Raw genomic sequence first — 22614 nt, forward strand, 5'->3', positions numbered from 1 at the left:
AGTCGACCGTGTCTCGGTGCGGGTACTGCCCGACACCAGCAAGTTCGCCAGCGAGCTGCGGGCACAGTTGGCGCGGATCACCCGGGGGATGGACGTCCGGATTCCGGTCAAGGTCGACACGAAAGGCGTGGCCGCCGCCGCGGCCCGAATTAAGGCCGAGTTGCCGCGTGACCCGTGGGACATCACGCCGAACTTCACCCTGGACCTCGGGCCGACCGAGCGGCTGATCGCCCGCATCATCACCGGCCTGCACGGGGCGACTGAGCAGGCTAAGCGGTTCGCCCAAGGCGGTAAGGAAGCCGCCGGACATCTGCTCACGGTAGCTAAGCGGTCGGTCAACGTCCGTCAGCATTGGCGCGGTATCGGCGCCGGCATCACCAGCGCGGCCGGTCGGCTACGCGACATCAAAGCCGACGGGTTCTACCGCAACTTCCTGCGCGTCGGGGACGCCATCGCGGGCGCCACCTCGAAACTGTTCCGGTTCGGTGTTGCCGCTGGCCACGCCCTCGGCCGGTTGGGCAGCGGCGCGGCGACCGGCGCGAAGAACGCGCTCGCCGGGATCGCCGCCGCCATCGGCAAGGTGACCTCCGCGCTGGGCAACCTCGGCCGGACCGGGCTGATCGCCCTCGCAGTGTTCGGCTTAGCCGCACCAGCCATCGGCGCGATCGCCACCCTCCTGGCTGGGTTGCCGTCGCTGGGGGCGGCGGCCGGCGCCGGGTTCGCCGCGGTCGCGTTAGGCATGGACGGCATCAAGAAAGCCGCCTCCCAACTGCGCCCCCAGGTCGACAGCCTCAAAGCCTCACTGTCGAAGACCTTCGAGAAGGGCCTCACGCCCGTCTTCAAGGAACTCGGCGCGGTATTTCCCGTGCTGGACAAAGGCTTAAACCAGGTCGCGGGCGGCCTGATCGTGATGGCCAAGAGCTTCACCGACGTGGTGACCTCCAAACAGGGCCTCACCCAGATCCAGTCCATCCTGAACAACACCGGCAAGTTCTTCCAGAATCTGGCGCCGATGGTCCGCGACGGCACCAGCGCGTTCCTCACCCTCGCCGACGCAGGCGCGAAACAGTTCGGGCTGCTCGCGGGGGTACTCAACACCTTCGCCGCGGACTTCCGCGCCGCCGTTGAGCGGGTCACCTCGGATGGCAGCTTCGCGTCCGGCATGCAGGGCCTGGCCGCTGTCGTGGGCTCGGTCCTGACCCTGTTCGTCCGACTGTTCGAAGCCGGCGTGCGGGTGATGGGCCAGGTCGGCGGCCCGATCGCCACCCTGATCACCTCACTCGGTGACGCGCTGATCGCCCTCATGCCCACGCTGGCGTCGATCACCACCCTGTTCGCGACCGTACTGACAGTGGCGCTAGACGCACTCACCCCAATGATCGAAGCACTCACCCCCTCCTTCCAACAGCTCGCCGACGCGGTGGGCACCATGCTGGTCGGGGCCATCCAAGCGGTCCGCCCGGTGCTGGTGCCGCTCGCCCACACCCTCGGCCCGCTCCTGGTAGCCGCGGTCCAAGCGGTGACACCGGTACTCCTCGCCTTAGCGCGGATTCTCACCGACCTCCTGGTGATGGCGCTGAAAGCAGTCCAGCCGATCCTGCCACCCCTGATCGAGTTCCTGACCCAGCTGGGTCAGCTCATCGGCAAGTTCCTCCTGGACGCGTTCACCACACTCCAGCCGTTGCTCCAACTGTTCTTTGACTTCCTGGCCCAGTTGTTCACCGCCCTGCAACCCCTGCTGCCCGCGTTGACCCAACTCGCGACACAAGTGCTCCAGGGCCTACTGGACATCCTCACCCCGCTACTGCCGCCCTTGATGCAACTGGCCCAGCTGGTGTTCCCCGCGATCATCAGCATCGTCCAGGCCGTGATACCGGTGATCACCCAGGTCCTGTCCGTGCTGGGCGAACTGATCCCCGCGGTGGTCAAGATCGCCGAAGTACTCGTCCCGATCTTCCAAGGCATCTTCGACATCGTCCAACGCGTCTGGCCGGGCATCCAGGACATCATCGAAGGCGCGATGCGCGCGATCAAGGGCGTGATCGACCTGGTGATGGGCATCATCACCGGAGACTGGTCCCGCGCCTGGGACGGCATCAAATCGATCCTGTCCGGCGCCTGGGAGTTGCTTAAGGGTGGGGTGAAGCTGGGGATTGACGCGGTTGTGGCGTTGTTTGTTGATCTGCCGGGCGCGATCCTGCGCGCCCTGGGCAACCTCGGGGGCCTGCTGCTGGAAGCCGGCAAGGCGATCCTGCAAGGACTCTGGGACGGCATCAAATGGGTCTGGAACAAGGTCATGGACTTCTTCAGCAGCATCGGCAGCTGGATCGCTGACCACAAAGGACCCCTGTCCTACGACAAGCGACTGTTGATCCCTGCCGGTAAGGCCATCATGCAGGGCCTCGCTGCCGGGCTGTCGGACGGGTTCGACGACGTGCAGCGGCTGGTATCCGGGATGAGCGAACGGCTCACCGGCTCGTTCGCCGGAAGCCAGTGGGGTGCTGACTGGGCACACGGCATCGAGGACGGCATGCCTAAGGCGCTGCGTGCGCTGGACAAGGCCGCGTCCGCCGGGTCGATCTCAGCTCAATGGCAGGCCCAGATCAACAACGACCCCCAGTTCGGCGACATCGGCGACCGGGTGGCCGCCGCCTTAGCCGGCTGGAGCGTCCAACTCGACGGCACCGGCCTGGCCCGCCTGGTGAACAAGTCCAACCTGAGGAAAGCGAGACGAGGCTAAGTGAGTACGTGGTACCTCGGCCCAGACGGCGACCTACGCGCCCTGCCCGTCCCGGAACGCGACCCCAGCATGGACGTGGTCCGCTACGGCGGTATCCATCAGGCCCTGTCCGGCGCGCGCACGATGGACGTCACCGGCCACCGCACCGAATACGGCTTCGCCTACCGACTGTTGGAGGCCGAGGAGTACGCCTGGCTGGAGGCCCTGGCCTCCAGCCACATCCCCGGCCCCCTTAGGTTGCTCACCCCGTTCAAACGCAACCGGCTCACTGCCCAAGCCGCCTCACTCATCCCGGCTAGTGGGGTGTCGGTCGGGGCCAGCCTGCCGGGCTTGTGGAACTGGGAACCCGACTGGCCAGCTGCCGCGCCCGGCTCGCGGTCCCTGCGCTGGACCTCCTACCCGGCCGGCGCCGTGCTCCGGCTGGATGCCGACCGGCGATGCCCGGTCCTGCCAGACGAATCGATCACCGCATCGCTGTACGCCCGCACCGATACCGGCACGGTGGCCGTGGAGGTCACCACGACCGCCTACGACCGGACAGGCACCGTCCTGGGGGACAACAGCCACGACGACACCGTCCCCACCGACTGGTATCGGATGGCGTTCTCCTGGACGCCCCCACCCGGCACGGCCACCGTCGACGTCACGCTCACCATCCCCGCCGGGCCGGTACCGATCCGGCTGGCCGCCGCCCAACTCGAACCCGGTGACGCGGCCACCGACTGGCAACACGGCGGCGGAGCACCGCTCGTCCTGGTCGACCAACTCACCACCACCTCCCCGCGGTTTCCCCTCGTGGACTGCACCTTGACCTTATTGGAGGCTTAGCACTCGTGTTCCTCGACGGTGGCGACGCGGCCGAGGCCGCGATCACCAGCCGGGAACGGCACTTCCACATCCGCATCGAGGTCGACTGGGACAAAGACGGCCGCTACACCCACCCCCTGTCCGACCTCTCCGGCTATGTCTCGACGGTGACCACGGATCGCAGCCTGCGCGGATCAGCCCCCGAAGAGCTGATGCTGATCGAAGGTGCCAGCGCCGCCGAACTGTCCCTCACCGTCTCCGGGGAGTATCAAGGATTGTCGTTCACCGGGGTGTTCTCCCCGTACAACGGGCTCTCCCCGTTCTACCTCAAAGACCCCATCGGCGCCGAGATCCGCTATTCGATCGGCATCGAGACCACCACAGGAACCGTGTGGTACCAGCAGTTCGTCGGCAACATCCGCACCATCACCCCCGACCGCGCCGACGCCACCGTGGAGATCACCGCCCTCGATCGGGTGGAGAAGCTCCGCCGCCCGATCCAGTTACCGCCGTGGGCGATGAGCGAAGAACACCTCTCCTACGGCGAGATCGACTCCCAACTCATCCGATCCCACTGGGTGATCGATCACTGCCTGCGGCTGTGCGACACGTCAGTCTCCCCGTATCGGCCCACCTACCGGGAAGAAACCGGCCTACCGCCGGACTGGGTGGAAGGACCCCAGTTCTTCCTCACCGGCAACGGCTCCTACCTGCCCACAGTGGGCTGGTTGGACAACCTCAACGCCGACAGCTTCCCCGCCGGCACCGACACCATGTACAGCCCGACCGGGCTGATCAACGGCAACGCCCCACCCGACACCGCCCGGCCGCTCGCGTTCGCCGGCCTCGGGATGCCGATCGGGCAACTCTACGGCGACGGCAGCCAGCAAGGCATCATCCGCTACTGGTGCGCCGACCGCGACGGCATCCAGTCCTACGCCACCCACTACGCCGGATTCGTGCTCAACACCAACGGCCCCAACGCGCGAGCCTACCGGTCGATCGCCGAACACAACGTGATGGAGATCGTAGTCGGCGACCGCATGTGGCTGGTCATCACCATCAACACCGGCAGTGTCCGCGCCCGGGTCATCAGCAACGGCGCCACCGCCCTGGTCACCCCCTGGATTCCCATCCCGGTCGACAACCGGCCCGGCCACCTGATCTTCGTCCAATGGGACAACTCCGGCACCACCGGCGGCCGGATCTACCTCTCCGCCAGTGAGAACAGCAACGGCGGACTGGTCTCCTACGGCGGCCCGGTCAGCAACCCGGCCCGCGACGACATCAAGGGCCGGATCACCATCGGCCAGGCCCTCAGCCTCAGTGACGTGTTTTACGCCAGCCGCAACTACTACGGCGCCGGGATCAATCCGGCCGAAGCCGTCCGCGGCGCCGCCTACGTCGCCGTGCTGGACCAAGGGCTCAATCGGTTCTCCCACGTGCCCAACCACCAGTTCCGGGACGCCTGGGACATCATCACCGACATCGCCGCCGCCGAGTACGGCAGCGTGTTCTGGGACGAACACGGCGCGTTTCGGTTCCTGAACTACCGCACCATCCTGGCTAAGCAGACCAGCGTCGTCCGGACTCTGACCTTGGACGATGTGGAGGGCCTTCAGGTCACCAACAGCTTGGACTCGGTCCGCAACATCTACACCGTCCAAGCCCGACGCAAACGCGCCATCCTCACCCGGGTGTTCGAGGCGACCGACCCGAACGAGTTCTACGTCCCGGGCCGGACCTCGAAGGTGTTCCGGATCTGGAGTGAGGACGTCCTCTCACCCATCACGTTCCTTGTACCGCGGTACACCACGATCCCGGACACTGTCGTTCCGCAATGGACGGATGGTGTGGACCTCGGGTTCGTCGCCCAATGGTTCAAACAAGGGGCCTGGAAAGAAGACAACACCATGGCCGGCGGCGGCCTGGACATCTCCGTCTACTTCAACGCCCTGGGCTACCTCACTGTGCGAATCTTCAACGGGTGGGACGAGCCCGCACGGCTGGCCACCAACGCCGGACAGGCCGCGTTCCGGTTCAACGGCACCCTCATTCACGACTTCGACACCGTCCCAATGCAGACCCGAGACCAGGCCTCGATCAACGCTTACGGCGCCCGCAACCTGGAACTCACGGGGGACTGGTACCAGGACTCGTCAGCCACGAGTCAGATGCTGGCGATGATGCTGCGCCGCACCAGCAAACCCATCCCCGCCACCGACGCCATCACCATCGCCGGAGACCCCAGACTCCAGCTGGCCGACTGCGTCCAGGTCCGCGACCCGGACGGGCTCGGCGAGAGCGTCAACCTCCAGATCTACGGCATCCGCCGCGAATTCGACCACGACAAGGGCCTGACCGACACCCTCACCGTCGAAATGCTCAAACCACCCGGCGTCGGGCAATGGGACAGCAGACAGTACGGACGGTGGGACACCACCTTCACCTGGAGCTAAGACAGCTTATGGCCAACGTGCCCATGACCGACGCCGTGTTCAGCCAACCCGCCTCCTCAGCGGAATACAACAAGGTCACCGCCAACGTCCGCGACCTGGACACCCGGGCCAAGAACCTGGAAGCCGTCACCACCAACAGCACCACGGGTAATACCGCGCTCGGCAACCGGATCTCCACCGTGGAGACCAAAGCGAACACAGTGGACACTCGAACTACGGACACCACGTCCGGCAACGCCGCCCTCAACACCCGGCTCGGCACAGTCGAAACCAACATCGGCACCAGGGGCAGCAACGGCACCGTGTACGCCGAAATCACCGCGGTGAAGAGCCAGGTCTTAGCGTTCGCTAAGCCCACCACGGCATCGGACACCGCCCTCTACGGCGACGTCATCAGCTCTCACACCCGCGCGGAATGCTGGTGGGGCGAAGCCATCGGCAACGGCTTCCTCACCGTCCAAGCCACCCGCTCACCCAAAACCTTCACCGCCACCGACCTCAGGTTCTGCGTCCCCACCGCAGCAGGCGGGACCGGAACCTTCGACCTCAAGCTCTACACCGGCACCGCCCTCACCAACCTCACCGAGCGGGCCGCTATCAGCGGCCCCGGGCTCGTCACCACAGCCGGCGTGAAACACCAGGCGATCAACCTCGCCATCAGCGAAGGCGACTACATCGCCATCGCCATTCTGTGCACCGGGTTCAACCCGAGCCCGAAGTTCTCGTCCACCGCAACCAGCAGCGGCGCACAACTGCTCATCGCAGACGGCAGCGCCTACTCGGTGTTCAAAAGCGGCCAAGCCGCACCGATCCCCAGCACGATCAACACCCTTGATGCGGGCTGGACCCGTGCGAACCAACAGTTCTGGTTCGCCCTCGCGTAGCTCACATCACCAAGCACGGCCCCGAGCACACCGGCTCGGGGCCTTTCTTATGTCCACACAAGGAGAGAAATCCTTTGGCTACAAGCCAAAACGGATGGCCTGCATCCCCCAACCCTAGCGCCATCGGCATCGCTGCGTTCAGCGTTGCTGGCATCCCGTTCCCCGGAGGCGTCAAGTCCGGAGACGTGGCCACGGTCCTCGGCTATGTCGCCGAGCAGTTCCACAACCGGGTCGAACCGCTCATCACGCCGGGCTGCTGGGGCTACAACTACCGACCCATCTCCGGCGGCAACTCCCTGTCCAACCACAGTTCCGGCACGGCGATCGATCTATCCGCCCCCCGGCATCCCCTCGGACAGCGCGGTACGTTCTCCGGCGCCCAGGTCGCCGAGATCCACCGCATCCTCGCCGAAGTCGACAACACGGTCCGCTGGGGCGGCGACTACACCGGCCGGGTCGACGAGATGCACATGGAGATCAACGCCGACGCCGGGCACGTCGCCACGGTCGCGACCCGCATCCGGGGAGGCGGTGACGGCCCCACCCCTCAGCCCCCCGGCCCCGGACACCACCAGACCCTCTCCCGAGGCTCCACCGGGGCCGACGTCGCACTCGTCCAGCGCTACCTCGGCATCACCGCCGACGGCATCTTCGGACCCGCCACTGACACCGCCGTCCGCACCTACCAACACAACCAGGGACTCACCGCGGACGGAATCGTCGGCCCTGCTACTTGGGCTCGCATCGACTCCGGCCTTGGCCATCCCAGTACTGATCCTGGCAGCGATCCTGCGCCTACGCGCCCGACACTCCGCACGGGCAGCACCGGACCGGCTGTCCGCGACCTGCAAACCCGGCTCAACACCAGCTACCCGGCCTACTCCCACCTCCTCGTGGACGGGGACTTCGGCCCCGCCACCGAACAAGTTGTCCGGGAGTTCCAACGCCGAGCCGGACTCACCGTCGACGGCATCGTCGGCCCCCACACCTGGGCGGGTCTCGGCTTCTGACCGAGCACCCCAATCCACCACCACGGAAGGAAGAACCGGCTTGTTCTCTACTGCCTACCTCAAGGACCTCGCCGAACGCGCCCTCAGCTCGTTCGCCGGAGGCATCCTGACCATCCTCGGCGGCGACGCCGTCAACGCCTGGAACATCGACTACAAGGCCGCGCTCGGCGTCGGCCTCGGCGCCGCCATCGTCTCCACCCTCAAGGGCCTGACCGCCAAGGGCGTCGGCGACTCCGACACCGCCGCGTTCCTCCCCGCGCACCGCGACTGACCAGTGCACTGATGCGGTAGCCTTCCTCTCCCGGCGGCAGGACCACGGGCAGTCAACGTTATCTCCACGGGTACCGCGGTCAGCCCGAACGCCAAAGCCACCAGGAACGTTCCCCCGTGCGTACGGGGAGACCCAGCCCCTCACCGGCTCTCTTGAGTTCTAGGGGTCGTCGCAACACCCCAGCTCAAGGGGTGCGATGGGCTACGAGATTCGGGCCGACCGTAAGCCGCAGGGACGGAAGAAGTTGACCCGGGAACGGGCCGCATACTTCCAGCTCATGCAGCAGGGCTACAGCAACAGAGAGGCATGCCGGATCGTGGGCGTCAACCCGCGCACCGGCAAGGTATGGCGCAACGGCCGCCACGCCCATAAGGGCCTGCCGAAGGCGAGTCCCCCGATCCATCGGGAGCCGTCTTCGCCAGGCCCTGGCCGCTATTTGTGCGAGTCCGAGCGCATCCACATCGCCGACCGGCGGCGGGAGAAGGCCACGATCCGGCAGATCGCGACGGAGCTGGGCCGCAGCCCGTCGACGATCAGCCGGGAACTGCGCCGCAACGCCCACCCCGACAGCGGCGACTATCGTCCGCACGCCGCCCAGGCCCGCGCCGACGCGCGGCGCCCGCGCCCCAAGAACAGCAAGATCGCCACCCAGCCCGAGCTGCACCGGGCCATCCAGGACGGCCTGGACCGCAAGTGGAGCCCAGAGCAAATCGTGCGACGCTTGCACCGGGACTTTCCCGACCGCCCGGAGCTGCACGTGGTTCACGAGACGATCTACCAGGCGCTCTACGTCCAAGGCCGCGGCGAGTTGCGCCGCGAGCTGACCCGGGCCTTGCGTACCGGTCGCGCCATGCGCAGACCGCGCCGCCAAGCCCAGCAGCGCACGCCCCGGATGGCCGCCCCGATGGTCATGATCAGCGAACGTCCCGCCGAGGCTGCAGATCGGGCGGTGCCCGGCCACTGGGAAGGCGACCTGATCATTGGCAAGGACAACCGCTCCGCCATCGGCACTCTGGTCGAGCGCGCCACCCGCTATGTGATGCTGGTGCACCTGCCGCTCGGTCGCACACCCGATCTGGTCCGGGACGCCCTCATCGACACCATCGGCCGCCTGCCCCTACATCTACGCCGGTCGCTGACCTGGGACCAGGGCAGCGAGATGCACCTCCACCACGAGTTCACCCTGGCCGCCGACATCCAGGTCTACTTCTGCGACCCGCACTCACCCTGGCAACGCGGCAGCAACGAAAACACCAACGGCCTGCTCCGCCAGTACTTCCCCAAGAGCACCGACCTCTCCGTCCACAGCCGCGACCACCTCGACACCGTCGCCGCCGAACTCAACGGCCGCCCACGCAAAACGCTCGGCTGGGATACCCCAGCCGAGCGCTTCGCTAGGCTCCTGACCGAAGCCAGTTGACCAGTTGTGTTGCCACGACCCCTGGAATCCGCCTCTCTCGGTGGGGGGCTTTTCGTATTTCGTAGAACTACCACGTTGATGTGGTCCGGTGAAGCGTAGTATGGCAAGCGGTGCGAGGCAAAGATCATCAAACTGTGGAGACACTTGGTGGCTGAAGACGTATACAGTGCCCAAGAAATCTATGCGAAATATTTTGCAGATTGGGCTAACGGCGAGACTTTTGGAGGGCCATCGGCCTCGGCGCCGGCTGACTCTGATCACATGGACGCAGCTAAATTGAGCTACTTCGCTCATGCGCACCCATTGACCGATGCGGAAAGGAGGCGACCGCACCCTCTGATCCTTAGAAGAGGCAAAGAATTTCGCCCGATGCTTCTAGCGTCCGGCAAGAAGTCTGCGCGTCGATCGTTTAAGTCTAGACTGCTCCGTCGCTTACTGCCGGGAAATAAGGCACGGCACACTACCTCCATTGTAACGTCAAAATATGCGCCGTTAGTTGATCGCGTCACCTCTGATGTTAACACAATCCTCAACTATCTAGGCCCCCCGCCAGAGCCTCACGGTAGTCTACAGGTGGACAACCCGAATCCTGTTCCGGCAGGTGTGTCATGACAGCGCCTCAACGCCGCAAGAGTACCTCATGGGAGGATCTAACGCCTTGGGATAAGGCTGCCGAATGGTATTCAAAGGCGCCGCAGATCGCCGAGGAAATCATGACGCTTGCAAAGCAGCAGGCAGAACACCGCTGGAAAATGGACCTGGCTCGCGCCGAACACGAGCGGAAGATGGACGTCCGCGTTTGGATCACCCAAATTGTTGCATTGGCCGTCGGGCTGGTTAATGTCATCCTGCTCGCACTCGTTGCATGGCACTACGCAGACACCGGAAATGTTGTCCCGGGATTAACAGTATTCGGAGCTGGCGCAGGATTGACCGCTGGAGCGTACGGAGTCGGCAAGATGCTCGGTAACCGGGCCGCCAGGAACAAAACCACCACTCGGGCATAGTCGGTCTGTGATGGTGACTGGCTCCAGACATAACGAAGCCCCTCACCAGCCACCCAGTGAGGGGCTTTCGTGCTGTGCAGGACTATCCGACTGATTCCCGGTTCTGCCGCGCGTGCTCGTCCTGCGCTCGCATGTACTCGCCTACATCAATCCCCGGATCGATGGACCCGAGAATGTCATGCAGGTCCGACAGCTCGTAGCTCCATTCCGGAGCCTGCGACCCACCCTTGACGGTGACCAACACGCCATGGTCGAGCAGGTAGATGTTCTGCTCCTCCGTGTTCAGGCTGTCCCAGTAATCGCGGAACGTCTGCCCAGTGCCCACCAGCCGGTAGGTAGACGGGCGTACCGGCTTTGCCTCCAGCACCGCTTCCCGCTCGGCGAGCCGCTCAATCTGGTGCTCCAGCCGCTCACGCTGCGTCGTCCCCTGCTTGTATGCGGGCTTGGTCAACAAGCCGGTCAGATCGTCCAACGTGACCTGGACCTGTTCCAACTCATCGGAGTGGTCCTCACCCGGTTCGTACACGCGCTCGCAGCGCTCAATGTCTCCGAACTCGCCCAGCAGAAGGTCGAGCAGGAACGCTTCCGCCAACTCGCGTCGAATGTTCGGGTTCCCGCACGACGCGCCCGACGAGTACGACTTGCACCGGTAGTAGGGGTATGTCCGGCCCATGTTGATGTACATGTTCAGGCCACACACCCCGCACTTGAGCACACCCAACAGCAGAGCGTTCGACTTCTTGCTTGGGCCGCGCTTCTTGTTCATCTCCTCCAGCTTCGTCTGAAGCCGCTGGAACGTCACCGGATCAATGATCGGCTGAGCACGCAGCACCGGGCGATCCTGCGCGTCCCGCACAATCTCCGGCTTGTCATAGACCTTCTTGCCGTCCTGATCCACCCCCAGCACATCCCGCCGCATCTGATACCCCATCAGTGCGGGACTCTTGAGCATCAACACCAGATTGCCTACCTGCCACGCGATGCCCTTCGGCTTACGCGGCTTACCCTGCTTGTCCTTCAACGTGATCCGATGATGATCATCAGGAGTCATGATCTTCCGTGCGGTCAAATCCTTCACGATCGCCATCGGCCGAACACTGTCCTCCACAATCCGCCGCACCACCTCCTGAGCGAGCGGAGCCATCACCGGATCATGCTCAAGCCGCTTCTGCCCCACATGCCGACAAGCCACACCCGCATCGGCACACACCCAACACGTGTCCGTGATCAGCACCGGCCGATACCCAAACGACGGCGTCCCACCCCGATACCGGCCGTCATCAATGAAGTCCGCGTGCATCGACGTCGTCCGCTCGCTGGTCGCCTGCGACTCCATCTCCGCCACCCACGCAATCAAGATCGCGATGATGTACCCGATCGCAGTGGACGTATCGAAATGCTCCTCCGTCGCGGACGCCAGGTGCTTACCGTCCTTCTTCGCCCAGTTCAACAAGTCATTCAGGTCCGACACCGAGCGGACGATCCGGTCCAATCGCCAGAACACGATCACGTCGAACTCGTCCGCCCGATGCTTCAGCCAGGACCCCAACTCCGCCCGGTCGAACGGCGCGGTAGTCCGCGCCGAGACGTCCAAGTCCTCGGCCACCCCGACCTCGATCCAGCCCTTCGCCGCCACATACTGACGGCACTCCTTGAGCTGCCGCTCCGGCGAAGTCGTGTCATCCGTCAACCGCGACAACCGCACCGCGATCAACACCCGCAGCGGCCTACCCGTGTCCGTGACCGCCTTCACCAACCTGCGTGTACGTGGTCTCCCCATGATGTTGCTATCCTCCCTGGTCAGAGCCTACGCCGACGCGGCGCGGAGATCACTCCGCCGGTGGAGTGAATCCGTAGATACCGACACCGCCGACATGTACTCGGTCGGCGCCAGCGAGTCGGTCACCGGGCGGCTGCTGGCCAAGCTGTTCCCCCGCCGGGACGACTACGTGCTCGCCACCAAGGTCTACTTCCCGATGGGCCCGGGACCGAACGACAAAGGCTTGTCCCGCAAGCACATCATGGCCGCCATCGACGCCTCGCTGACCCGCCTCGGCACCGACCACGTCGACCTCTACCAGATCCACCGGTTCGACCCCGACACCCCGTGGGAAGAGACGATGGGCGCGTTGCACGACATCGTGCGCGCGGGCAAAGCCAGGTACATCGGGGCGTCCAGCATGTACGCCTGGCAGTTCGCCCAGGCGCAGCACATCGCCGACACCCACGGCTGGACCAGGTTCGTGGCCATGCAGAACCACTACAACCTGATCTACCGCGAGGAAGAACGCGAAATGATCCCGCTGTGCCTGGACCAAGGCGTGGGCCTGGTGCCGTGGAGTCCGTTGGCACGCGGGCAACTCGCCCGAACCGGCGACACCTTGAGGGCCGGCACCGACCCCATCGCGTCGATGATGTACGACCCGCACGCCGCACAGGACGCACCAGTCATCGAAGCCCTGCGGGCCGTCGCGGCCGGACGCGGCGTGCCACCGGCCCAGATCGCCCTGGCCTGGCTACTGGGCAAACCCGGCGTCACAGCACCGATCATCGGCGCCACCAAACCGAACCACATCGACGACGCCATCGCCGCCGAGGACCTCACCCTGACCGAAGCCGAGATCACCACGCTGGAAGCCCAGTACCGGCCCCACCCGGTACTGGGCCACCAGTGACCTAGTCCTCCAGCTCAGGCTCGCGGGGCGCGCGGTAGGGGTCCGCTTCGCCCGCGGGCTTGGCGCCGTTGGCGATCCGGGCCACTTCCTCGTCCGCCTCCTTGGCTTTCGCCAGCAGGTCGTCGATGTGCTTGGCCGTCTCGGGCACGGTGTCCGCGACGAACGTCAACGTGGGGGTGAAGCGGACACCGGTGCCCTGGCCCACCAGTGACCGCAACACACCTTTGGCGCTCTCCAGGGCGGCGGCCGCGCCCTTGACATCCGGCGGGACGTTCAGCGCCTCACCGAAGACCGTGTAGAACAACGTCGCGTCCTGCAGGTCCCCCGTGAGCTTCACGTCGGTGATCGTCACCAGCGTCAGCCGGGGGTCCTTGACCTCGTGTTCCAGTGCGGACGCCACGATCTGCTTGATCCGCTTCGCAAGCTTGCGGGCGCGGGCCGGATCGGCCACGGCGCTCCCTCCTTCAATGTGATTCAGTCGTCCTCGGGACCGACCAGGCGGTGCCGCGCGGACAACAGTTGCAGCTCAGGGCGACCGGCGACGAGCCGTTCGCAGCTGTCGAGCAGGTCGCGGACGTGCTCGGCGTCCTGGGCGACCACGGCGACCCCGATCAGGGCACGCCGGTGCAGGTCCATGTGCCCCGCCTCGGCCACGCTCACCTCGAACTTGCGGCGCAGCTCGGCGATCACCGGCCGGACCGCGGACCGCTTCTCCTTCAACGAATGGACGTCACCGAGCAGGACGTCCAGCTCCAGCGCACCGACATACAACGGGCATCACCGGGGTGGGTAGTAGTTCGAGATCTCCCCGGCCGGGGTTGGCGGGTCCTGAAGACCGGCCAACCCCGGCTGGGAGGTGGGTCAGGCGCGCGGCTTCTCGCGCATCTCGTACGTCTCGACCAGGTCGTCGACTCGGATGTCGCCGTACGAGCCAAGGGTCAGACCACACTCGTAGCCCTCGCGGACCTCGGTGGCGTCGTCCTTGAACCGGCGCAGCGAGCTGATCGGCAGGTTCTCCGCGATCACCTTGCTGTCCCGCAGCAACCGGGCCTTGGCGTTGCGCCGGATCTCGCCGGACATCACCAGGCAACCCGCGATCGTGCCGAACTTGGAGGACTTGAAGACCTCGCGGACCTCCGCGCGACCCAGCTCGACCTCTTCGTACTCCGGCTTGAGCATGCCCTTCAGCGCCTGCTCGATCTCGTCGATCGCCTGGTAGATCACCGAGTAGTAGCGGATGTCGATACCCTCGCGGTTGGCCTGCTCGGCCACCTTCGCCTCGGCCCGCACGTTGAAGCCGAGGATGATCGCGCTGGACGCGATCGCCAGGTCGACGTTCGCCTTGGTGATGCCACCGACACCGCGGTCGATCACCCGCAGCTGGACCTCGTCACCGACCACGATCTTCAGCAGCGCGTCCTCGAGGGCCTCGACGGTACCCGAGTTGTCGCCCTTGATGATCAGGGTCAGCTCGCCGGTCTCCTTCAGCGCGGAGTCCAGGTCCTCCAAGGAGTACCGCTTGAACTTCGCGGCGTTCTGCGCGTTGCGGGTCCGGGCCTGGCGGCGTTCGGCGATCTGCCGGGCCACCCGGTCCTCGTCCACCACCAGGAACGTGTCACCGGCACCGGGCACCGACGTGAAGCCGATGACCTGCACCGGACGCGACGGCAGCGCCACCGTGACGTCGTCGTTGTACTCGTCCACCATGCGGCGCACGCGGCCGTACGCGTCGCCGGCGACGATCGAGTCACCGACGCGCAGCGAACCGCGCTGCACCAGCACTGTGGCGACCGGACCACGGCCGCGGTCCAGGTGCGCCTCGATCGCGACGCCCTGGGCCTCCATCTTCGGGTTGGCCCGCAGGTCCAGCGCCGCGTCCGCGGTCAGCAGGATCGCCTCGAGCAGACCGTCGATGTTGATGTTCTGCTTGGCCGAGATGTCCACGAACATGGTGTCGCCGCCGTACTCCTCGGCGACCAGGCCGTACTCGGTGAGCTGCTGGCGGATCTTGGCGGGGTTGGCCCCCTCCTTGTCGATCTTGTTCACCGCGACCACGATCGGCACGTTCGCCGCCTGGGCGTGGTTGATCGCCTCCACCGTCTGCGGCATCACACCGTCGTCCGCCGCCACCACGATCACCGCGATGTCGGTGGCCTGCGCACCACGGGCCCGCATGGCGGTGAACGCCTCGTGACCCGGGGTGTCGATGAAGGTGATCAGCCGCTCGTTGCCCTCCAGCTCGGTCTTCACCTGGTAGGCGCCGATGTGCTGGGTGATGCCGCCGGCCTCGCCCTCGGCCACGTTCGCCTTGCGGATGGTGTCCAACAGGCGGGTCTTACCGTGGTCGACGTGACCCATGACGGTCACGACCGGGGGCCGTGCCTCCAGCGCCTCCTCGCCACCGGTGGACTCGCCGTAGGTGATGTCGAAGGACTCGAGCAGCTCGCGGTCCTCCTCCTCCGGGCTGACCACCTGCACCTTGTAGTTCATCTCGGTGCCGAGCAGCTCCAGCACGTCCTCGGAGACGGACTGGGTGGCCGTGACCATCTCACCGAGGTGGAACAGCACCTGCACCAGCGAGGCCGGGTTGGCGTTGATCTTCTCGGCGAAGTCGGTCAGCGAGGCACCGCGCGGCAGCCGGATGGTCTCCCCGCTGCCCTTCGGCAACCGGACACCGCCGACGCTCGGCGCCTGCATGTTGTCCATGTACTCCTGGCGCTTCTGGCGCTTGGACTTGCGGCCACGCCGCGACGGGCCACCGGGACGGCCGAACGCGCCCGCGGCACCGCCGCGGCCACCGGCACCCGGACGGCCACCGCCACCACCACCGCCACCACGGAAGCCGCCACCGCCGGCCGGGGCACCGCCACCGCCACCGCCGGGACCGCCGCCACCGGGACGGAAGCCGCCGCCACCGCCACCACCGCCACCGCCCGAGCGGAAGCCGCCACCGCCGCCCCCACCGGGACGACCGCCACCACCGCCGCCACCGGGACGGCCACCGCCGCCACCGCCACCGGGACCACCACGACCGCCACCAGGGCCGCCGCCGGGACCACCACGGCCGCCGCCACCGCCACCGGGACCGCCACCACCCGGCCGCTGCGGCCGGGGCGGCATCATGCCGGGGTTCGGGCGCGGCGGCATGTTGCCGGGGCTCGGCCGCGTACCGGAGGGACGGTCACGGCCCTCGCCGCGTGGCGCGCGCTCGGGACGGTCACCGCCGGGACGGGAGCCGCGCTCGCCGCGGTCCGGCCGGTCCCCACCGCCGGGGCGAGGACCCTGCGGACGCGACGGCGTTCCGCCGCCGACACCGAACGGGTTGTTGCCGGGCCGCGGCGCGCGCGGGCCGGGCTTGGGCGCCTGCGGGCGCGGCGGGACCACGGCGCCGCCACCCTGCTGGCCGCCGCCCTGGGCGGGCGGCTTCGAGCCGCCGGGCCGCGGGCCCTGCTTGGTCGACGGACTGTCCGTCCTGGCCGCGGCCGGCTTCTGCGCCTGGGGGTTCGACCGGTCGGAGCCCTGTCCGGGGGCCTGGGCCGCCGGCTGCTGCTGCCGGTCCGGCTGCTGACGTTGCTGTTGCTGTTGCGGCTGCGGATTGGGCCGCGGGCCGGGGCGCGGGCCACTACCGGCTGGCTTCGGCGCCGAGAACGGCGTCGAAGGCGCGCCGGCCGGCGCGGTCGGGGCCGTCGCGGCGGCCGCCGGAACCTGCGGCTGTGACTGGGCCGGCTTGCTGGACTCGGCCGGCCTGGGCACCTCTACCGGCGCGGGGGTCTGCGGCTTCTGCTGCTGGACGGGGGCCGGCTTCGCCGGCGGGCCGGGACGCGGACCCGGTCGGGCACCACCGGGCTTGCCGCCCCGGGCGTCGCCCTGCTTGGGGTACGAGTCCCGCAAGCGGCGCGCCACTGGCGCCTCCACGGTGGAGGACGCCGACTTCACGTACTCGCCGAGATCGGCGAGCTTCGTGAGAACTTCCTTGCTCGTGACACCGAGCTCTTTCGCGAGCTCGTGCACGCGGGCCTTGCCTGCCACTGCTCTCCTCACTGGGGGAGGCCGGGCGGCATGGTGTCCCGCTCGACCTCGGCTTACCGTCGCACGTTCATGGCTTCAGCTTCACGGCTGACTCATGACGGGTCGACCTGCTTCCTGTGTCCCGGCGAGACCAGGATCGAAGTCCTGGCCTTGTCTCGGCTGGGCGTCTGCACGCCCGATCACGGACCGCACCTCGTCGACGTCGAGCGGTCCCGGCACCCGAAGGGCCCGGGGGAACGCCCGCCGCTTCTCGGCGGAGTCCAGGCACGTGGGAGTGGGGTGCAACCAGGCGCCCCGTCCAACGTGCCGCCGTCGCGGATCGGGAACGAGCTTCCCGCTGGCGACGACCACGCGCAGCAATTCCTCGGCCGAGCATCGAGTACGACAGCCCACGCACGTCCTGACCGGGCCTTGCCCTTCCGGGGGGCCCTCTCGACGTGCGGGAACCGGTCCTCGACGACGACCTGCCAAGATTCTACCTGTACCGCCTGCTCGGCCGAACCCTATGCCGGGGTCGGAGCGCTCGTTGTGCTCTCGTTGTCACTTCGGATGTCGATCCGCCACCCGGTCAGGCGCGCGGCCAGCCGCGCGTTCTGACCTTCCTTGCCGATCGCCAGCGAGAGCTGAAAGTCCGGCACGACAACGCGTGCGGTCTTCGCGCGCTCGTCGACCACACGCACCGAAACGACCTTGGCCGGCGACAGCGCGTTGCCCACGAACGTTGCTGGATCCTCGGAGAAATCGATGATATCGATCTTCTCGCCGGCAAGCTCGCTCATTACGTTTCGGACACGGGCGCCCATCGGGCCGATGCACGCGCCCTTGGCGTTCACCCCGGCGACCGTGGACCGCACCGCGATCTTCGACCGGTGCCCGGCCTCCCGCGCGACCGCCGGGATCTCCACCGTGCCGTCGGCGATCTCCGGGACCTCCAGCGCGAACAGCCGGCGCACCAGGTTCGGGTGCGTCCGCGACAACGTGATCTGCGGGCCCCGCGCGCCGCGCGTGACGCCCAGGACGTAGCACTTGATCCGCACGCCGTGCTCGTACCGCTCGCCCGGCACCTGCTCGACCGACGGCAGCACGCCCTCGGTGTCACCCACTTGGACCACGACCATGCCCCGCGAGTTCGCCCGCGCGTCCCGCTGCACCACACCGGCGACGATCTCGCCCTCCTTGGCGGAGAACTCGCCGAACGTCTTCTCGTGCTCCGCGTCGCGCAGCCGCTGCAGGATCACCTGCCTGGCGGTGGTCGCCGCGATCCGGCCGAAGCCCTCGGGGGTGTCGTCCCACTCCTCGACCACCTCGCCGGCCGGCCCGAGCTGCTGCGCCAGCACCCGGACCAGCCCGCTCCGGCGGTCGATGTCGATCTTGGCGTGCGGCACGTGCCCGTCGGTGTGCTTGTAGGCGGTGAGCAGCGCGGTCTCGATCGCCTCGATCACCGTCTCGAAGGGAATGTCCTTGTCGCGCTCGATCGCCCGGAGCGCGGCGATGTCGACGTTCATCGGGTCCCCTCCTGGCCGCCGCCCAGCCGGGCCAGCTCCTCCGGCGGTGGTTGCTTGAACTCGATCTCGACCACGGCGTGCGCCACCTCCGCGAACGGCACCTGCCGCAGCTGGTCGCCGACCAGCAGCTGGACACCCTGCTCGTCGGCCGCACCGACCCGGCCGGTGAACGTCTCCTCGGCGGTGCGCACCTTCACCAGCCGCAGCCGGTTGCGGCGCCAGTGCCGCGGCTTGGTCAACGGCCGGTCCGTCCCCGGCGAGGTGACCTCCAGGGTGTACGGGCCGCCCAGCACGTGGTCGTGCTCGTCGAGCACGCCGGCGATCGCCCGGCTCACGTCGGCCACCTCGTCCAGCCCGATACTGGCGCCTGCGCCCGCCGCGTCCGCTGTGTCGACTGCGACCTTGACCAGGTTGCGCCGGCCGGCCCGCTGGACGTCGAGCTGCTCGAGCTCGAAGCCGGCGGCGGCCACGGCGTCCCGCACGACTGGCTCCAGCGCCGCGGAGAGATCACCCTGCTGGTTCGCCACGGGCATGGGCTCCTGTTCTCGATCTTGGCCGACTGTGTACCGCCCAGCGTATCTCGTCGACCGGATCGCGCCTGCCACGCCGACCCGGTCCTGGCAGGATGGCCCGCTGTGAGTCCTGTGTCCCGCCGCCGCCTGCTCGCCGCGCTGCCGGTCGCGGCTGTCGCCGTGCCGTTGGCTACCGCGTGTACGGCCGAGCCCAAGCCGCCGCCCCCGCCCGACCCGTTGGCGGCATTGGCCGAGCAGGCACGCAAGGACGCCGCCGCGGCGACCGCGCTGGCCCAGTCGTCGCCGGACGTGGCCGCGCCCGTGGGCGAGGTCGCCAAGGCCCGCGCCGCGCACGCACAGGCCCTCCAGGCCGAAGTGGACCGGGAGAACCCACCGAAGCCCAGTTCGGGCGCTCCCCCGCCGACCTCCGGCACGCCCACGCCGCCACCCGCCGCCACCAAGGCGACCCTCGTCGAGGCGCTCAAGGCCGCCGAGCAGAAGACCGCCGAGCTCGTGCCAACCGTGCCGCGTTACCGCGCCGGTCTGCTCGGTTCGGTCGCCGCGTCGTGCGCGACCCTGCGGGAGGTGCTGGCCTGATGCCCCAGCCGTCCTCGCCACCGGCGACCCCCACACCCAAGGCCGTCCCGGGCGACTCCGTGGACGCCCTGCAGAAAGCGCTCGGCGCCGAGCACACGGCCGTGTGGGTGTACGAACTGGTGAGCGCGTTCCTGCCGGCCTCGTTCAACAACGCGTTGGCACAGGGCGCGACCACGCATCGCGCGCAGCGCGACACGACCGAGCGGGCGCTCACCGCGAGCAACGCGACGCCGCAGGCAGCGGAACCCGCGTACCTGACGCCGAAACCCGTTACGGATCAGGCGTCGAGCCTCGCGTTGCTCGTGTCCGTCGAGTCGGACGCAGCCGTGGCGTGGCGGTCGGTGCTGGAGAACACCGACGACGCCGACCTACGCAGGACCGCGCTCGGCGTACTGAGCGGCTCAGCTGTACGGGCGACGCGTTGGCGCAAGTCCGCTGGGGCGAGCCCGTTGGCGCCGCCCATGCCCGGTCAGCCCGGCTGACGCAGCTCGTCGCCCAGCCGCAGCGCGTCGTTGGCGACGTCGTCGAGCGCCTGCTTGTCCGCGTCCTTGCTGCCGGACTCGTAGTTCGCCTCGACGATGACCACCGTCGCGTCCTGCACCCTGGCCGCGAACCCGTTGGACAGGTTCGACAGGGTGCCGACCTTGACCTTCTTGTCCCGCACCAGATCGGCGACGTTGCCGGTGTCGTCCTGCTCGGTCAGCGACTTGAGGTCCTGCGCGTCCTGCGCGGTCGGCATCACCACCACCGCCACCGACGCGAACGCCGTCTTGCCGTTCACCGGCGCCGAGTACAGCTGGCGGACAAGCGAGGTGCAGTTCTTGGTCTTGAAGAACGTCTGCACCTTCCGGTACGAGTGCTCGACGCAGTTGCTGTCGCGCACCGGGCCGGACAGCTCGGTGGACTTGGTGAAGACGTACTTGCCGGCCGGTGGCTTGTTCTTGCCGGACGCGCCCGCGCCGGCCGAGTCGGGCGAGCCGCCGCCCTGCTGGATCAGCCACCACAACATGCCCGACACGACCGCCACCAGCAGCAGGCCGAGCCCCTTGAGGAGGTACTCGCGCCGCTTGTCCCGCTGGCCGTCGGGCCGCGGCCGAGGACCACGCTGGGGCATCGGCCGGCCGGGCACCGGCGGGATGCGCGTGGTCTGGTCCGGCCCTGGCGGGGGGTACTGGCCGGGACGGTAGGGATCCGACACGGGATGCAAGGTACCCACTCGGTCAGCCCCGTAGTGCCGCCAGTACCAGTTCGATATCCTCGGCGGTGTTGTAGAGATGCCCCGAAATCCGCACCCGACCTGCGCGAACACTGCTGCGGACGCCGGCCGCGGCGAGTTTTTCCGCGGCGTTCGGGACATCCAGCGTGGCGATGGCCGACCCGCGCGGCGCCTGGCCGAGCGCCACCAGCAGCCCGTCAACCAGCCCGACGCAGTGGTCCCGAACCGCGAGCATGTCCAGGGACGCCAGCCACGGCAGGACGATCCCAGCGACGTAGTGCGAGAACCACGCCGGCGACAGGTCCAACCGGCGCGCGTCCCCGGCCAGCCGCAACGGAAGCCCGTAGATCGACGTCCAGATGTCCTCGCCCGCGTACCAGTTCGCCGCCTGCGGAACTGTGCGCTCCAACGCCTCCGGGCTGAGCGCGAGCCACGCGGCGCCGCGCGGCGACATCAGCCATTTGTAGCAAGCACCGACCACCCAGTCGGCCCAACCGAGTTCGAGCGGCATCCAGCCGGCGGCCTGGGTGACGTCCAGCAGCACCCGCTTCCCGCTCGCCCGCAGCGCTTCGAGATCGACGACGCCGCCGTCGGACGACTGCACCACGCTGACCGCCACCAGGTCATAATCGTCCACTTTAGACAGAAGATCGGCTTCCTCGGTCACGGTCACGCCGCGGTTACCCTGAGCCGCGAACGGGAAAGTCAGACTTGTGAACTCGCCCGGCACGGTCACCACCCGCGTACCGTCCGGCACGCTCGCCGCGACCAGGCCCACCAGTTGCGAAACGCTGCCGCCCGCGGCGACATGCCCTTCGCCGACGCCGACAAGCGCACCCCACGCCTTGCGCGCGAGCCGGACATCGCCGTCGAAGTCCGTCGCCGAGGCCCCACCGGTCCGCCATCGGTTGACCACTTCGACCAGACTGTCCGCGACAGTAGCCGGCGGGACACCGACAGTGGCCGTGTTCAGATATCCGGGCGACAGGTCGAAGGAATGTCCGAAAGCGGTGCGCACGACACCGACGTTACCTAGGAGCGGCATGCACAGCGCGGAGATTGTGATCAGGACCGGCGCGCGGGCCGTGGTGCACGACCTGACCGACGAGTGCCGGCGGTTCCTCGCCGACGCGAAGGCCGCCGACGGACTGCTGCACGTATGGGTTCCACACGCGACCGCCGGGCTGGCGGTGATCGAAACCGGCGCGGGCAGCGACGACGACCTGCTGACCGCGTTGGGCGACCTGCTGCCCGCCGACGACCGCTGGCACCACCGGCACGGCTCCGCCGGACACGGCCGCGACCACGTACTGCCCGCGTTCCTGCCGCCGTACGCGAGTATTCCCGTGCTGCGCGGGCGGATGACGCTCGGCACGTGGCAGTCCGTCTGCCTGGTCGACACCAATGTGGACAATCCACAACGGACTGTTCGGTTCAGCTACCTGGCCGGCTGAATCACCCGGGCCGCGCCGCACTGAGATG

General features: G+C 67.7%; 21 protein-coding genes. 12 read left to right on the forward strand and 9 right to left on the reverse strand.

The genetic code is table 11. From position 1 onward, the window contains the following. Positions 1 to 16: 16 nt before the first annotated feature. The 8 genes from EV192_RS27415 (at position 17) to EV192_RS27450 (ending at position 10598) form a co-directional block, all read left to right on the forward strand. Positions 17 to 2740, forward strand: a complete 2724-nt coding sequence (locus tag EV192_RS27415; RefSeq protein WP_132120367.1) for a phage tail protein — start codon at positions 17 to 19, stop codon at positions 2738 to 2740. Next, positions 2741 to 3568 carry a hypothetical protein gene (locus EV192_RS27420; protein ID WP_132120369.1) on the forward strand — a complete coding sequence of 276 codons (828 nt, stop codon included), beginning with the start codon at positions 2741 to 2743 and terminating at the stop codon, positions 3566 to 3568. Positions 3569 to 3573: 5 nt separating this feature from the next. Next, positions 3574 to 6006: a hypothetical protein gene (locus EV192_RS27425; RefSeq protein WP_132120371.1), complete on the forward strand. Its 2433-nt coding sequence runs from the start codon at positions 3574 to 3576 to the stop codon at positions 6004 to 6006. 23 nt (positions 6007 to 6029) lie between these two features. Continuing rightward, complete coding sequence (locus EV192_RS27430) at positions 6030 to 6890, forward strand: hypothetical protein (RefSeq protein ID WP_132120373.1); 861 nt, start codon at positions 6030 to 6032, stop codon at positions 6888 to 6890. A gap of 185 nt (positions 6891 to 7075) precedes the next feature. Next, a complete protein-coding gene (locus EV192_RS27435) occupies positions 7076 to 7900 on the forward strand; it encodes a peptidoglycan-binding protein (RefSeq protein WP_132120375.1) in 825 nt (274 codons plus the stop codon). Positions 7901 to 7940: 40 nt separating this feature from the next. Next, the gene (locus tag EV192_RS27440; protein ID WP_165960633.1) at positions 7941 to 8171 is read left to right on the forward strand and encodes a holin; all 231 of its coding nucleotides are present in this window, start codon (positions 7941 to 7943) and stop codon (positions 8169 to 8171) included. A 196-nt stretch (positions 8172 to 8367) separates the two neighbouring features. Continuing rightward, entirely contained in the window at positions 8368 to 9591 is a 1224-nt protein-coding gene (locus tag EV192_RS27445) for an IS30 family transposase (RefSeq protein WP_132120379.1), read from the forward strand. Positions 9592 to 10199: 608 nt separating this feature from the next. Next, complete coding sequence (locus EV192_RS27450; RefSeq protein ID WP_132120380.1) at positions 10200 to 10598, forward strand: hypothetical protein; 399 nt, start codon at positions 10200 to 10202, stop codon at positions 10596 to 10598. A gap of 82 nt (positions 10599 to 10680) precedes the next feature. On the opposite strand, the gene EV192_RS27455 is transcribed toward EV192_RS27450, so the two are convergent. Continuing rightward, entirely contained in the window at positions 10681 to 12315 is a 1635-nt protein-coding gene (locus tag EV192_RS27455) for a recombinase family protein (protein WP_165960634.1), read from the reverse strand. Between the two features lie 157 nt (positions 12316 to 12472). On the opposite strand from EV192_RS27455, the gene EV192_RS27460 reads away from it, so the two are divergent. Further along, positions 12473 to 13273, forward strand: a complete 801-nt coding sequence (locus tag EV192_RS27460) for an aldo/keto reductase (RefSeq protein WP_243727102.1) — start codon at positions 12473 to 12475, stop codon at positions 13271 to 13273. A gap of 1 nt (position 13274) precedes the next feature. Here the strand turns inward: EV192_RS27460 and rbfA are convergent, their stop codons facing one another. From rbfA to rimP, 6 genes are all read right to left on the reverse strand, one after another. Further along, on the reverse strand, positions 13275 to 13724 hold the full coding sequence (gene rbfA, locus EV192_RS27465) for a 30S ribosome-binding factor RbfA (protein ID WP_132120382.1): 450 nt from the start codon (positions 13722 to 13724) through the stop codon (positions 13275 to 13277). Positions 13725 to 13747: 23 nt separating this feature from the next. Then, entirely contained in the window at positions 13748 to 14044 is a 297-nt protein-coding gene (locus EV192_RS27470; protein WP_132120383.1) for a DUF503 domain-containing protein, read from the reverse strand. A gap of 90 nt (positions 14045 to 14134) precedes the next feature. Beyond that, positions 14135 to 17302, reverse strand: coding sequence for a translation initiation factor IF-2 (gene infB, locus EV192_RS27475; protein WP_132120384.1), 3168 nt, complete (start codon positions 17300 to 17302; stop codon positions 14135 to 14137). A gap of 81 nt (positions 17303 to 17383) precedes the next feature. Beyond that, positions 17384 to 17695 (reverse strand): YlxR family protein, encoded by a 312-nt coding sequence (locus EV192_RS27480; RefSeq protein WP_341770905.1) that lies wholly within the window; start codon positions 17693 to 17695, stop codon positions 17384 to 17386. Between the two features lie 110 nt (positions 17696 to 17805). Next, the gene (gene nusA / locus EV192_RS27485; RefSeq protein WP_132120386.1) at positions 17806 to 18807 is read right to left on the reverse strand and encodes a transcription termination factor NusA; all 1002 of its coding nucleotides are present in this window, start codon (positions 18805 to 18807) and stop codon (positions 17806 to 17808) included. Further along, positions 18804 to 19340, reverse strand: a complete 537-nt coding sequence (gene rimP, locus EV192_RS27490; protein ID WP_132120387.1) for a ribosome maturation factor RimP — start codon at positions 19338 to 19340, stop codon at positions 18804 to 18806. Before rimP ends, nusA begins: the two co-directional genes overlap by 4 nt. Before the next feature lie 102 nt (positions 19341 to 19442). Between rimP and EV192_RS27495 the strand changes: the two genes are divergently transcribed. Further along, complete coding sequence (locus EV192_RS27495) at positions 19443 to 19916, forward strand: hypothetical protein (RefSeq protein ID WP_132120388.1); 474 nt, start codon at positions 19443 to 19445, stop codon at positions 19914 to 19916. Continuing rightward, a complete protein-coding gene (locus EV192_RS27500; RefSeq protein ID WP_132120390.1) occupies positions 19916 to 20398 on the forward strand; it encodes a ferritin-like domain-containing protein in 483 nt (160 codons plus the stop codon). Before EV192_RS27495 ends, EV192_RS27500 begins: the two co-directional genes overlap by 1 nt. On the opposite strand, the gene EV192_RS27505 is transcribed toward EV192_RS27500, so the two are convergent. Continuing rightward, entirely contained in the window at positions 20386 to 21114 is a 729-nt protein-coding gene (locus tag EV192_RS27505; protein ID WP_132120392.1) for a hypothetical protein, read from the reverse strand. The genes EV192_RS27500 and EV192_RS27505 overlap by 13 nt on opposite strands. A 22-nt stretch (positions 21115 to 21136) precedes the next feature. Beyond that, the gene (locus tag EV192_RS27510; RefSeq protein ID WP_207926259.1) at positions 21137 to 22150 is read right to left on the reverse strand and encodes an aminotransferase class V-fold PLP-dependent enzyme; all 1014 of its coding nucleotides are present in this window, start codon (positions 22148 to 22150) and stop codon (positions 21137 to 21139) included. Positions 22151 to 22175: 25 nt separating this feature from the next. On the opposite strand from EV192_RS27510, the gene EV192_RS27515 reads away from it, so the two are divergent. Next, positions 22176 to 22586 carry a secondary thiamine-phosphate synthase enzyme YjbQ gene (locus EV192_RS27515; RefSeq protein WP_132120396.1) on the forward strand — a complete coding sequence of 137 codons (411 nt, stop codon included), beginning with the start codon at positions 22176 to 22178 and terminating at the stop codon, positions 22584 to 22586. The last annotated feature ends 28 nt before the right edge of the window (positions 22587 to 22614 follow it).

The organism is Actinocrispum wychmicini (genome assembly GCF_004345645.1).
GTDB lineage: Bacteria > Actinomycetota > Actinomycetes > Mycobacteriales > Pseudonocardiaceae > Kibdelosporangium > Kibdelosporangium wychmicini.

Bases quoted from the DNA above. Each gene is read 5' to 3' on its own strand.
- EV192_RS27430 (WP_132120373.1), top strand. From the start codon at position 6,030: ATGACCGACGCCGTGTTCAGCCAACCCGCCTCCTCAGCGGAATACAAC.
- EV192_RS27445 (WP_132120379.1), top strand. From the start codon at position 8,368: ATGGGCTACGAGATTCGGGCCGACCGTAAGCCGCAGGGACGGAAGAAG.
- EV192_RS27450 (WP_132120380.1), top strand. From the start codon at position 10,200: ATGACAGCGCCTCAACGCCGCAAGAGTACCTCATGGGAGGATCTAACG.
- EV192_RS27460 (WP_243727102.1), top strand. From the start codon at position 12,473: ATGTACTCGGTCGGCGCCAGCGAGTCGGTCACCGGGCGGCTGCTGGCC.
- nusA (WP_132120386.1), bottom strand. From the start codon at position 18,807: ATGAACGTCGACATCGCCGCGCTCCGGGCGATCGAGCGCGACAAGGAC.
- rimP (WP_132120387.1), bottom strand. From the start codon at position 19,340: ATGCCCGTGGCGAACCAGCAGGGTGATCTCTCCGCGGCGCTGGAGCCA.
- EV192_RS27500 (WP_132120390.1), top strand. From the start codon at position 19,916: ATGCCCCAGCCGTCCTCGCCACCGGCGACCCCCACACCCAAGGCCGTC.
- EV192_RS27515 (WP_132120396.1), top strand. From the start codon at position 22,176: ATGCACAGCGCGGAGATTGTGATCAGGACCGGCGCGCGGGCCGTGGTG.